The 12,750-nt window shown below is 65.0% G+C and carries 11 protein-coding genes; 2 read left to right on the top strand and 9 right to left on the bottom strand.

The genetic code is table 11. The annotated features are described in order from the left end of the window. Positions 1–355 precede the first annotated feature (355 nt). The 5 genes from K0V08_RS06950 to K0V08_RS06930 all read right to left on the bottom strand — a co-directional run bounded on the left by K0V08_RS06950 (position 356) and on the right by K0V08_RS06930 (position 8,249). The gene (locus K0V08_RS06950) at positions 356–3,943 is read right to left on the bottom strand and encodes a phosphoribosyltransferase-like protein (protein ID WP_158219001.1); all 3,588 of its coding nucleotides are present in this window, start codon (positions 3,941–3,943) and stop codon (positions 356–358) included. A gap of 802 nt (positions 3,944–4,745) precedes the next feature. Then, positions 4,746–5,513: an SCO1664 family protein gene (locus tag K0V08_RS06945; protein WP_079534423.1), complete on the bottom strand. Its 768-nt coding sequence runs from the start codon at positions 5,511–5,513 to the stop codon at positions 4,746–4,748. Then, on the bottom strand, positions 5,513–6,070 hold the full coding sequence (locus K0V08_RS06940; protein ID WP_079534425.1) for a DUF3090 domain-containing protein: 558 nt from the start codon (positions 6,068–6,070) through the stop codon (positions 5,513–5,515). The genes K0V08_RS06945 and K0V08_RS06940 overlap by 1 nt, the downstream gene beginning before the upstream one ends. 23 nt (positions 6,071–6,093) lie before the next feature. Then, positions 6,094–6,786 carry a histidine phosphatase family protein gene (locus tag K0V08_RS06935; RefSeq protein WP_012038908.1) on the bottom strand — a complete coding sequence of 231 codons (693 nt, stop codon included), beginning with the start codon at positions 6,784–6,786 and terminating at the stop codon, positions 6,094–6,096. A 50-nt stretch (positions 6,787–6,836) separates the two neighbouring features. After that, entirely contained in the window at positions 6,837–8,249 is a 1,413-nt protein-coding gene (locus K0V08_RS06930; protein WP_079534427.1) for an amino acid permease, read from the bottom strand. 254 nt (positions 8,250–8,503) lie between these two features. On the opposite strand from K0V08_RS06930, the gene K0V08_RS06925 reads away from it, so the two are divergent. Beyond that, on the top strand, positions 8,504–8,902 hold the full coding sequence (locus tag K0V08_RS06925) for a DUF2510 domain-containing protein (RefSeq protein WP_079534429.1): 399 nt from the start codon (positions 8,504–8,506) through the stop codon (positions 8,900–8,902). Positions 8,903–8,957: 55 nt separating this feature from the next. Here the strand turns inward: K0V08_RS06925 and K0V08_RS06920 are convergent, their stop codons facing one another. Beyond that, entirely contained in the window at positions 8,958–9,404 is a 447-nt protein-coding gene (locus tag K0V08_RS06920; RefSeq protein WP_079534430.1) for a peptidoglycan-binding domain-containing protein, read from the bottom strand. 145 nt (positions 9,405–9,549) lie between these two features. Here K0V08_RS06920 and K0V08_RS06915 point away from each other — a divergent pair, with 145 nt between their 5' ends. Then, positions 9,550–10,146 (top strand): TlpA family protein disulfide reductase, encoded by a 597-nt coding sequence (locus K0V08_RS06915; protein ID WP_043560937.1) that lies wholly within the window; start codon positions 9,550–9,552, stop codon positions 10,144–10,146. A gap of 10 nt (positions 10,147–10,156) precedes the next feature. Here K0V08_RS06915 and K0V08_RS06910 read toward each other — a convergent pair whose 3' ends face one another. The 3 genes from K0V08_RS06910 to K0V08_RS06900 all read right to left on the bottom strand — a co-directional run bounded on the left by K0V08_RS06910 (position 10,157) and on the right by K0V08_RS06900 (position 12,571). Further along, entirely contained in the window at positions 10,157–10,606 is a 450-nt protein-coding gene (locus tag K0V08_RS06910; RefSeq protein ID WP_012038903.1) for a universal stress protein, read from the bottom strand. 3 nt (positions 10,607–10,609) lie between these two features. Further along, positions 10,610–12,076, bottom strand: a complete 1,467-nt coding sequence (locus tag K0V08_RS06905) for an APC family permease (RefSeq protein ID WP_079534432.1) — start codon at positions 12,074–12,076, stop codon at positions 10,610–10,612. A 72-nt stretch (positions 12,077–12,148) separates the two neighbouring features. Next, positions 12,149–12,571: a MarR family transcriptional regulator gene (locus K0V08_RS06900; RefSeq protein ID WP_079534434.1), complete on the bottom strand. Its 423-nt coding sequence runs from the start codon at positions 12,569–12,571 to the stop codon at positions 12,149–12,151. Positions 12,572–12,750 lie beyond the last annotated feature (179 nt).

Genomic DNA, 12,750 nt, shown 5'->3' with positions numbered 1-12,750 from the left:
CGGGAACACGCAGAATAAGCTCGGGGGTTTGATCGGCGTCCCGCCGGGGTGCATCAGCGAGATCGTGCACGGCAGGCGCGGCATCATTGCCGGCACGGCCATTCGGCCGGCCCCTTACGTCTGGGCGTTTGACGAGAAGTGATTGAACTGCTGAGACACATTGCGAACGGCCGCGTGAGCGGCGGGCCCTACAGGTGCTGACCACTAGGTCGTCCTCCGCCGAGCTACCCGAACGTGGATCCTTGGATCAGCGGCGAGGGTCACAAGTCATTGTTTCGGCCGATAGTATCGCATTCCCTAGTACCACTCGCGCGAGCCTCGGATGGCTGGGACCGCGAGCGCTACCCCGCAATCACTACGTCGACCGCTCGAAGAGGGGTATCCAATCTCGGCCAGCCACCTCGCCCGCCTTCCAGAATATAGGGGCAACGTTGTTGGGGCAGTTGAACTCAAATAGGGTCAAAAGGGCGGCCCCACCAAATCCCAGAGGATTATTGGGCAACAAGGCATTACCGATAGACATGGTCATTTCTTCAGCGTCCTCCTTTTCTTTTCGTGAATCATAGACCCCCGATTCCTCGCTGAATGGCCGAAAGCGCTCACCCAAAAGTCTCCCATAAACTGTCTCCAGCGAAAATGGAACTGTAGGGCTCGCAAGGCTGGTCGCCTCAGCGACAATACAAGCCCCTACAACCACGTGAGTTTTTTCTACCCATTCATCTCCCATGCTTAAGACGACCTCCGTCACCTTATCTAGTTCGCTGGAAAGATGGTTTCCGCTGCCGGAGTAATCGTCGAGAAGATAGAGAACAACGTCAGACTTCACGCCTTTCATGCGGTCCGCAAGATCAGCCAGCTGAACAATGTTGGCCTTTTTTATTTTTAATGCCTTGGCAAGTAGTGCAAGCGTGCCTTGCGTGCTGTCGCCGGCTTTTCCGTGATCAATTAGAAGAGCGTTTCGCACATTTTGGTTATTTGCTTCGCGGATGTGCATCCGCGCGGCTGATAGCTTATTCACAGCCGTGGATAGCCGGGGAAGTTCAGTATTCTGGATGCGGGTTGACGTGAAATATCCGTCCATGATCATACGCCGGAGCATTTTAAATGCGAGATACTGACTGTCGTTGCCGCCAAATTGTTCCAACCACGCCTTAATTCGAATTTCCGTGACCTGCTCCCCCTTGTATCGCAGGCCGCGAGCGAGGCTCACAAGGTCTGAATCAGTGATCATGCGCACGGTCGCGGTAGCGTGCTTCGAATTGGCATAAATACCATCGAGCGCCCGGGCGCCAGCCTCCTGTAGCCATACACCTACAAGAGGGATGCTTATTAATAGACGGCCCGCGGAAGGACCCGGTCGAACAATGTCTCGAGATGTGAGTGCTGCTATAGCCTGCAGCAGTTCGTCCGTCGTGGCCGTTTGGATCCAGCTTTGAGCGAGCCGCGTAACTTCCTCCGGACTTGCCGGTGCCAATGTGTCTCCACCACATCGGGCGATCGAGCGCAAGACCGCGCTCGCCACAATGGCACTGCGCCCCGTGTGTGCTAGACCACTTGTGCTGTCGGCCCAAAGATGTACAAAGTTCGATTCTGACGCGGAACGCGCCACGAATATTGCGGCTTCATCGACGTCTGACGCCATGACCACGGACCTGTAGCGTTCGCGCATCATTTGCCAGAGGCGTTGCGCGACGAGGGTCTCGTAGTATGGATTGCCAGCACACAGATAGTGCATCCGGTCAATAGAGGCCGGTACCCATTCCAGGCGGTCAGACGTCGGCGACTGTAGCAACTCAGCAGTAGAGGAGCGTGTGGAAAAATTGGTGACCGAAACCGGCACGACTTGATTGAGCTTATGCGCTTGAGCCTGAATAATAGACGGCAGGACTTCGCTGCCCACGACGATTAGATTCAACCAAGGCTCGTCGACTAATGAGCGTAAGAATAGAAAGAGTGAGTCTGCTTGCGGCCCTGTTACTAAATGCGACGGCAGCTCATCGAAATCATCAATAGCTATCACAACCCTACCGTCCTTAGGAAGAGCACGTGCCGCGGAGCGCAGCCACTTATTAGCTGCGCGCGCAAAGTTCCCATCAGCGGCCGCTTCCACTTCCTCGATATTGAGGAACGCATGCGGGTAGGTAGTTCTTCCTGCGTCTAACACTTCATCAAGTAATGCGTACACAAGGTCTCCTGCAGACTGCGTTTCGCCTAAGGCTCGTCCAAGGGGCAATAGGCTCCCAGCCCAACCTCTTTCTTGTGCCACGGAGCGAAGCAAAACCCTTGTCAAAGAGGTCTTGCCTACACGCTTGTGGCCGGTAATGTACGCAGAGGCCTTTCCTGCGAGTAGAGCATCCAGCGCGGCCAGATCGTCGGCCCGCCCGACTAACCGCTCTGGCTCGGAGATGGTTCCAAGATTAAACGGGTTGATGTCGTTGATTGACCAGGTCACGGGCATCTGGTCTTCAGCGGATACCTGCTGTGCTGAATTAAATTGTTGTAAAAGAGCGTCAGTCCAAGTCGTGAGGCACTCGAGTGTGACTGCCTTGCGCGATTTGCCTGACGCAAATACTGATACGGCCACTTCGCTTTCTGCGCCAGGCCCAAGCGAATCTAACTCGACGGCTGAGTCGATGCCAAGTTCCGGTTGGCGAACTTCTAGCCGGATTTGTTCCGCGGCCGTGTTTCCATGATTTGTCACGGTGAACGAGATGTCGTAAGTGGACCCCGAGGCCGCGCTGAACGGAAGCTTTGCGGAAGACAGTCTTATTCGAACTTCCGGACGAGACAGGTCTCCTAAGCGGCCTGTTGCCTGTTCCAGACGTGAGATAGTGATGCGAACAAGGGGTGCAACATAATCCTGCAGAGTCGAACTGCCGGAATTAGCGATTCTTCCTTGAAATTCAGTTAGGCCCGCGAGGGCATCTTGGAGGTCTCTATGGTTAGTGGCGTCACTCGTATCCAGCCGCTGCGCATCATCAAGTAGCTCAAGGCACTCGTCGTAGAATTCGCTTTCGGCCTCGTCGAGGTAATTTAGGAATTCGTGAGACGCTTCACTTAATGTGCGATCAGTTGCAGTACTGTCCCGTGCCCCTAAATACAGCATTTGAGTGAGCTGCTTCAGTCGCGGAATGATGCTTGACGCTGCTGCCGCTGTACTCCGGGCATCGTCTCCGGATAGCGAGTAGCGTTCCTTCCAAGCTTGCCGAAGGCTAGCCTTTTCGCTGTTTGTGTAGCTGGAAAGCGCCTCTTCGTGGCCCAAGGTGGCGATTAATCTGGTCGAGTACGCAGTGAGGGCGCGAATGCTAGCCAAGTCGCTAGTAATAAAGTCGCCAAGCGCGTTTTCTAGCCAGGTGCTTATTTTCTCGTCATCTGGGACGCATCTGACCGCGAACTCGCACACAGATGTCCACGAACGCCGACTGTCAACTATTTCGCCGCGCTCAATAGAGGCGAGTTCAGAGACAAGGCGAAGCCAGTTCCAGCTTCGGAGCGCGTCGGCGCTACTGTTCGGCCCCCAATCTGGTCCGACTTGAGCCAGCACGGCATCGACGGCGCTCCGAGCTTGAAGGTACTTGCCCTCCTTGTAAGCCGACCAGCCCATCTCAAGCGAGTAAGAATGCGATTCTATGATTTCCGATGGCCGCCAGTTTGCGGTTGCGGCTACTAATGAATCTCCGTTGTCGCTAAATGTGAGCGAAAGCCAGGTCGGCACGAGGTGTGTTGGGATCGGAGATGTGGTTATTAATTGCTCGGCGGATTTGCGCACGCGCTTTTTGGTATTGACGCGAGCGGGTTTTTGAGTTCCGAGTTCGCGGGTGAACTGCTCGATGGCACTTAGAAAGGCTGCTTCGGTTAGCCCAACAGTCGTCATCCAGTGGTCGATTTGCACTGATGGGCCGGAAAGTCTTTGCCTTACAGACGATGCGCTGGTGCGCTGCATGTCGGTGGCTGTGGGCAGGCCGGCGAAAGTGTGCTCGAGGGCGATTGCGAGTGCTAGTCGCTCGGGTGCGCTGAGGCCAGGTGTGCTTATGCTCGTTCGTAAGTGTGCGCCGTAGCGAAAAAGGAAGTGCGCAAACATGTCTCGGGACTTGGAAGTTAGCGCTTCTTCGAGTGACACGCGTGCAAGTAGGAGTCCCAGGGCCGGCTTCTGGGTGTGAGGGGCCTGGGCTACAGAGTCGGCAAGCTGTGCCGAGGATGAGCTAGCGTGCTCCCGTGCGAGAGCACTAAGTTCACTCCCGAGAGCGCGTCCTCGCGCCCTCAGGAGTATTTTCGCAGCATCACCGAGATCATCTACCCACATCCCCTGATCATACTTTGCGCTTCAGCGATAATCGTGTGATGATCACCCCAGTGCGGGGGTCATGAGTGTCAATTTAGAAATCGCCGAAGTCAGTTGTGCGCAATGTGAGGGAGATCGAGTTGCGGGCCAATACCGCCCTTCACGGAAAGCGCTCGGATGACGAGGGCTGTGGCGATGCGGGCTTAGGCCGGAAGGGCGTGTCGTGGCGTCACTACCTTCAGGGCAGAGCAGCGTTGTGACGCGAGCTGGTGGTCATCGCCGGAGGCCTGCATCGGTGAAGTGCGACCACTCCACGGGGGCGGCATTTGTTGGTGTCGGAGTATGCATGGCGGCGCGTCTCTTGGAGGGGCTCTGTCCGTCTTCGCAAGTCGGGAGGGTCGAGGATCGACTGTCAAAAGGATCGCCGAGATCGTGCCCGTGCGCGGCGCCTGACGCAGGGTCCTCAGAACAGCGGCCAGGGCACCGCGGACTGCTGACCAGCGGGCGCCGGGAACCGCGCCTGCGTACGCAGGCTGATACACCGTGCGCGCAGCGCCACGATCTCCTCCGCCGTCAGCAGCTCCGCCAGCTCCCGCCCCAGCTCCCCATCCAGCCCTGCCGCCACCCGATCCACACCTTCGAGTTCATCAGCGGTCAGCGGATCCCCGACCCACCCCCACAGCACAGTCCGCAGCTTGTGGTCCTCGTGGAAGGTGAGGCCGTGGTCGACGCCGAAGCGGTGGCCGTCCGGCATGGCGAGCACGTGGAAGCCCTTGCGGTCGGCGTTGTTGACGAGCACGTCGAAGACCGCCATGCGGCGCAGCGCCGGGGTGTCCTCGTGGATGAGGGCGACCGTGTTGCCCTCCTCGTCCTCGCCGCCGAGGACAGTGCGGTAGCCGGTCTCCGGGATCTCGGACGCGGGGACCAGGTCGACGGCGTCCTGGTCGGGATCCTCGTCCTGCCAGAGCTGCACCATGCCCTCGCCCGCGGGGCCGTCGCGCAGCCACGTGCGCGGCACGACGCCCCAGCCGAGCGCCTCGGAGACGAGGTACGCGGCGACCTCGCGATGCGCGAGCACGGCGTCGGGGAAGTCCCAGAGGGGGTTCTCGCCGCGGATCGGCTTGTAGACGACGGTCACGTCGCCGATCGTCCCGAGGAAGGTCGCGTTGGACGCGGTGCGGATGCGGCCGGTGACGATCAGCTCGCCGTCCAGCGGGTCCGTCGCCGACATCATTCGTCGGGGAAGGTGTGCTCGTGCCCGTCGGGGTCGATGGGGTAGCCGCAGATCGCGCAGATCGGGCGGCCGGCGCCCACGACCTCGTGGGTGCGCTTGGCGAACGCGCGGGCGGCGCCGACGGGCATGCGCACCACGAGCATCTCGGTGTCGTCCACGTCGTCGTCGACGCTCGGGAGGTCGAAGTCATCGCTGTCGTCGTCCTCGGCGAGGGGGTACGCCTCGATGACGACCTGGGCCGTCGTCGGATCCCAGCCGAGGCCCATGGCGCCGGTGCGCCAGCGCTCGTCGACCTCCTCGAGCGGGTCGTTGTCGACGAGCTCCGGGGGCGTGCTCGCGGGGACGCTGAAGGGGTTGCCCTCGACGGTGACGAGCTGGTCGAGGATCTCGTCGATCTTCTCGGCGAGCAGCGCGGACTGCTGCTTCTCGAGGGCGATGGTCACCAGCTGCGGTCCGGAGCGCACCTGGAAGTAGAACGTGCGCGCGCCCGGGAGGCCGATGGTGCCGACCACGGCCCGGTCGGGCCAGTCGAATTCGAGGGCTCGTGTGGGCATGCGTCCACTCTATGCGCGGGGTATCACGGCGTGCTGTGCCCAGCGCCGCCGCCGACGGGCGCATCTCCGGCGCTCGTGGCCGTCGCCAGCCAGGAGAGGTCGCCCGCGTCGGTGTTGGTCGCGTGCACGGTCGGCCGGCCCGCGCCGTAGCGCACGATGGAGAGGGAGGCGGGGCCCACGTCGATGCGCTGGAACAGGTCGAGGTGCATGCCGTACGCGTCGGCAAGGATCGACTTGATCACGTCACCGTGGCTCACCGCGACCCACACGGCGCCAGGCCCGTGCTCGGCCTCGATCTCGGCGTCGTGCCGGCGGATCGCGGCGACCGCGCGCGCCTGCATCCCGGCCATGGACTCGCCGCCGGGGAAGACGACGGCGGACGGGTGCGCCTGGACGGTCTTCCAGAGGTCCTCGGTGGCGAGCTCGCTGAGGGGGCGGCCCTGCCAGTCGCCGTAGTCGCACTCGGTGAGATCGGGGTCGACGGGTTGGGCGGGCTTCCCCGGCTGCCGCTCGAGGATCCGCTGCGCCGTCTCCCAGCAGCGCTGGAGCGGGCTGCAGACGACGGCCGCCAGTGGCACGGCGGCGAGCCGGTCGCCGGCGCGGTCGGCCTGCTCGCGCCCGGTGTCGTCGAGGTCGACGCCGGGGGTGCGCCCCGCCAGGATCCCGGTCGCGTTCGCTGTCGTCCGTCCGTGCCGCACGAGGATCACTGTCGCCATGCGGCCAGCCTAATCAGCCGGCCCCGGCGGTCACCGGCCGGCCGCCGCGCTCACCGGGCGTCGGGCACCGGGACCGCGGGCGCGGCGGCCGCCTCCTCCGCATCAGACGTCGCCACCGGATCCACCGACCCGCCCCGCGCCTTCGTCACCACGTAGAGCACGAGCACCACCGCCCACGCGACCAGGCTCAGCACGAGCTGCGGGCGGATCTCGGGATCCAGCGCCATCTGCGCGAGCACCGCGAGGATCCCGACGACCGTGACGATCGAGAGGCCCGGGAACAGCCACATCTTGACCGGCAGGCCGGCGGATCCGCTCCGGCGGCGCAGGACGATCTGCGAGATCGAGATCAGCAGGTAGACGAACAGGATGATCGCGCCGGAGGAGTTGAGCAGGAACAGGAAGACGGTGTCGGGGGAGACGGCGGCCGCGATCACGCAGAGGAAGCCGACGACCGACGAGAGCAGGATCGCGGCGCGCGGCACTCCGCGTTCCGTCACCTTGACCAGCCGCGCGGGCGCCTCCCGCCGCGCCGCGAGCACGAAGAGCATGCGGCTCGCCGTGTAGAGGCCGGAATTCAGGCACGAGAGCACGGCCGTGAGGACGACCGCGTTCATCACGTCGCCGGCGAACGGGATGCCCATGCGGTCGAATGCGCTCACGAACGGCGAGGCGCCGAGCTCCGTGGAATCCCACGGGAGGATCACGGCGAGCAGGAACAGCGAGCCGACGAAGAACAGCGAGATGCGGAGGATCACGGAGTTGGTGGACTTCCGGATCGCCTTCGCCGGGTCCTTCGACTCCGCGGCCGCGATGGTCGCGATCTCCGCGCCGACCATGGAGAAGATCACGACGACGACCGAGGAGAAGATCGCGCCGACGCCGTTCGGGAAGAAGCCGCCGTGCACGACGAGGTTCGAGAAGTCGAGCGAGCGGCCCGGCCAGATGCCCAGGACGTAGAGGCTGCCGAGGCCGAGGAACAGGATGATCGCCGCCACCTTGATCCCCGCGAACCAGTACTCGAACTCGCCGAACGCGCCGACGGAGATGAGGTTGGTGGCGGTCATCAGCGCCATGAGGCCGAGGGAGAGGAGCCAGAGCGGCGCGTCGAACCAGTAGGTGAGGGCCTTCGCACCGGCGACCGCCTCGAAGCCGACGACGATGACCCAGAAGTACCAGTAGAGCCAGCCCATCGAGAACCCGGCCCAGCCGCCGAGCGCGTGCCGCGCGTAGTCGGCGAAGGATCCGGTGCTGGGGTTCGCGGTCGCCATCTCGCCGAGCATCCGCATCACCAGGATGATCAGCACGCCGGAGATCGCGTAGGTGAGGAACGCGCCCGGGCCCGCGCCGTTGATCACCACCCCGGAGCCCACGAACAGGCCGGCGCCGATGACGCCGCCGATCGCGATCATGGTGAGCTGCCTCTGCGTGAGGCTCTTGTGCAGCTGGGGCGCGGATGCCATGGATGCCTCCGAGGGGGTCGGCGTTCTCCGGTGGGGGGATCCTCCCGGTCGGCCGGCGACGCGTCGGGCCGGGAGGTGCTGAGCACGATACGCACGCTATCGACCCGACCGCGAACTGTTCACAAGGGCTTTACATTCGGGCGGTGGGCGTGGTGGGCCGCCGGCGGTGCTGCGCTACCGACCGCCCGCGGATGAGCCGGCCGCCTTCCCCGGGAGCACGATGGCCGGAGGGTCACACGACGAGAGGCGAGACGATGGCAGCTGAGACGCAGGCCGGTTGGTACGACGACGGTTCAGGGACCATGCGCTGGTGGGACGGCACGCGCTGGACGGAGACGGTGCAGCCTTCGCCGCCTCCGGGCTATGGCGCGTCGGCGGTTACACCCGTCTCCGCCGGAGCAGCAGCCGCGACGACGACAGATGCAGCTCCGCGGAAGCGCGGCAAGAGCTACGTGGTCCTTCAGACCATCCTGAAGGAGAAGGTGTGGGGCACCGGATCCGGCAACCTCACCGAGCTGGAGAACGCGATCAACGCGCAGGCGGCTCGCGGCTACCGGCTGCACACCATCTCGACGGCTGTGTCGGGCAGCAAGGGGCTCGGCGGAGGCGACCGCATCCAGGCGACGATGGTGTTCGAGGCGATCGAGCCATGACATGGGCCGTGGCCCGAACGCCTTGCGTTCGGGCCATGGCTTTCGATGTGCGCTTTCAGATTCCTGGCGTGTAGCAGAGCTTCCCGTCCGTCGTCAGCCATGCGAATTTCGACGCCGTCTGGCTTCCATAGATGCCATCCGCGGTGATGCCGAGGGTGCTCTGCGCGCTCTGGAGGGCCGCCTTGGTCGCGCGTCCGAACTGCCCATCGACCGCGATGTCCTGCGGTGCGCTGTCACAGCCATCCTTCAGCTCCTGCTGGAGCCTCGTCACAGCGGGGCTTTGGTTGCCGATCTCGAGCCGGCAGTCACGGCTGCCGCTGGCGGTAGTCGGCGCCGTGTAAGTCTTACCCGCCGGGGCGCTGAAGGCACGGACGGTCGTGCACGTGCCGACGCTGTCGGCATGGGCTGCCGCCGCGTTGGCCGCTGTGGGCGCGCTCAAGAGCGCGCCGACCAGGCAGGCACCCGCTCCGATCGCGGCTCCGTTGATGAATCGAGTACGCATGGCTACTCCTTCTCTCGTTGCTGACGGCCCTAGCCGGGCTTGCGGCGAAGCCGAGCAGCCTGCGGACTAACGAGCGCATACCATGAACAGGCTCTGAGTTCGAGGTGCGGCTGTCGCCCGGCGCTTCCCGACCTACACTGATCCGGTGGTTCTTCGACCTGCGTCCCTCCTCGCCGGCGCTCTCGTGCTTGTGGCGGCCCTCAGCGGGTGCACTGCATCTGATGACCTCGCGCAACAGTTCCGTTCTGGGGACGGCAAGGGATACATCTCCGGAGACGGGCGGGTCACGGAGTTCAGCGTCGAAGATCGAGGCGAGCCCGTGACGTTCGCCTCAGACGACACAGCTGGCACGACCGTGACCGCTGAGCAGTTCCGCGGGAAGGTCCTCGTCGTCAACTTCTGGTACGCCGAGTGCGGTCCGTGCCGCCTCGAGGCAAAGGACCTGAACAAGGTGAGCGAGGCGACGACGGACACGGCGGCGTTCTTGGGCGTGAATACCAGGGACTCGGCTGCCAACGCCGATGCCTTCGTCCGCACGTTCGGCGTCCCGTATGACACCGTGCTCGACGTGGAGGACAACAGCGTGCAGTTGGCGTTCGCGGACAGGACAGCACCTAATGCCACGCCGTCGACCATCGTGCTCGATCCGGAGGGGCGTGTGAGCGCACGGATCCTCGGGCTCGTCGACCCGAGCACGCTCACGACGCTGATCGCGACGGCCGCGGCGACGCCGCCCGCCTAGACCAGACGCGCTACCCCCGCACCGTCGGCCGGCAGATCAGCACCGGGCACGGCGCCGAGTGCTGCACCCGCGACGCGGTGCTGCCGAGGAGGATCGTCGCGGTGAGGCCGCGGCTGCCGGCAGCCATGGAGATCAGGCCGGCGGAGAGGTCCTCGGCGGCGCGGATGATCTCGGTGGCGGGGGAGCCGCTGCGCACGTCGTGGTGGATGGTCGGGCCCCACCCGTCGAAGACCGCCGCGACCGTGTCGACGGCGGCCTCTGCGTCGCGGCGGTAGCTGAGCTCGGTCTGGCCTGTCGCGCGGCGCGGGCCGAGCTCGTTCGCGAACGGCGCGGCCGCGTAGGGGCTCACGACCGCGAGCACGGTGACCTCGGTGATCTCGCGGGAGTCCGCGATCACCTGGAACTGGCGGGCCGCCTGGAGCGATGCCTGGGATCCGTCGGTGGTGACGATGACGTGCACGGGTCAGACCTCCCTGTCCGTGGGTCCGGCCGCGGCGACGCCCGCCGCGGCCTCCAGGTCCGGCTTCTTCGCGCCGAAGGTCCGTTGCGCGAGGTACAGCACGAGCCCCAGCGCGAGCAGACCGCCGACCCAGAACAGCGCCCCGGGGTCGTCGACGAGCGTGTAGATCAGAACGGCGACGTTGCCGATGATCCCGACGACGAGCAGCGGCGTGTTCGCGCGGTACGTGTCGTCGCGCTCGTCGTGGCCGCGGAGCTTCAGGCACGCGACGATCACGAGCGCGTAGATGAAGAGGAGGAACACGACCGTGATGGTCGCGAGGCGGTCGACGATGTCGAGCCGCTCGTCCTCGGGGATGCCGGCCTGGCTGGAGCGGATCGCCGCGCCGATGATGAGGAGCGAGGCCACCACCGCGCCGCCGAAGATCAGCGCCACGTACGGGCTGCGGCGGGCCGGGTGCACCTTCGCGAAGATCGCCGGGACGACGTTCTCACGGGCCATGCCGAACAGGATCCGCGACTGGGCCACCACGGTCACGAGCGCGGTGTTGCTGATGGCGACCATGGCGATGAGGCCGAAGATCACGAGCATCACGGCCGCGGGGATGAAGAAGAGGTCGGCGCGCACGACCTCGAGGAGCGTGTTGCCGGCCAGCGCGTCGATCGGCACGGCGAGGGCCGCGGCCATCGAGACGAGCACGTAGACGATGCCGGCGGTCATCATGCCGCCGATGAGCGCGCGGGGGAACGCGCGCGACGGGTCGATGGTCTCCTCGGCCACGTTGGCCGCGTTCTCGAAGCCGGCCATGGCGAAGAAGGCGAGCGAGACGCCGGCGAGCACGGCCAGCACCGCGGATCCGGGACCGCCCTCGACCTGGAACTGCAGCAGCACGGCGGGGTCGCCCACGCCCTCGACCAGCGCGATCACACCGATGGCGACCACGATGATGAGGCCGCTGATCTCGACGAACGTCATGATCACGTTCGCGACGACCGACTCGCTGATGCCGATGAGGTTGATGGCCGTGATGACGGCGACGAACGCGACGGCGATGCCGGTGGTCGCCCAGATCGCGGACTCGGGCAGGCCGATGAGGTCGCTGAGGTAGCGGACGAAGCCTGCCGCGAGGGATCCGACGGCGGCCATGTTGGCGCTGAGCATGCAGATGGTGATGAAGAACGTGAGCACCGGGCTGCGGAACGCCTTGTTGATGTAGAGCGAGGCGCCGGCGGCCTGCGGGTACTTCGTGACGAGCTCCGCGTAGGCGAGGCCCGTGATGGTCGCGATGGAGACGCCCACGAGGAATGCCATCCAGAACGCGCCGCCCACGGCCGCGGCGACCAGGCCGACGAGTACGTAGATGCCGGATCCGAGGACGTCGCCGACCACGTAGAAGTACAGCTGCTTGACCGTGATGGAGCGCTTCAGCTGGGATCTCGGAGGTGCCTGGGCCTCGATGGGATTCGCCATTTCCCCACACTAGGGGCGCGGTGGCGAGGGGTCGAGGGGGCGGGATCGGCGGCGGTCGCGTGGTACCCCGGGTCAGGTGCCGTCGGCGATGCGCCGCAGGATGCCCACGATGCGCTGCAGCTCGGCGTCGTCGACGGCGGGTGCCGCGGCCGTGCACGCCTCGCGGATCCACTCGGCGCGAGCCCGGAGCACGCGCTCGAGCAGCTCGCGACCGGCGGTCCCGACGACCAGGCGCACCCCCTCGTCGTCCGGCTCCTCCGCGAGGATCCCCCGCTGCAGCAGCGCGCCGAGGCTCGGCACGAGAGCGGCCCGCGAGGTGCGCGTCCAGGTCGAGAGCGATTGGCGGTCCACCCGCATGTCCGTCGCGACGACCCGCAGCAGCTGGATCTGCAGGCCCGTCAGCCCGTCCCAGACCTCCAGGGTGGCGCCGTCCATCAGGTCGAACACCTGCGTCATGGCGGTGATGATCTGCTCGTGCGTGCTGCGGTCGACCACGGTGCTCCTCTGACGGAGCGGTGGGGAAGCAGGCCCCGGCGGGGCCGCGTGCTCGTGGGGAGAACGTATCGACCAGGATCGTTCCCGGTCCACGGTCGCCAGACGATCGTCACTTGGGCGGCATCCGGCCATACTGGACGGGGTGTCTCCGTCGCCCCGCGGCGGACGCCCGGGACGGG

Origin of the sequence: Clavibacter michiganensis (genome assembly GCF_021216655.1) — a bacterium.
GTDB classification, from domain to species: Bacteria; Actinomycetota; Actinomycetes; order Actinomycetales; family Microbacteriaceae; genus Clavibacter; species Clavibacter michiganensis.
Note: the sequence above shows the minus strand (reverse complement) of the source record. Positions and strands in the feature narration are given on the sequence as shown.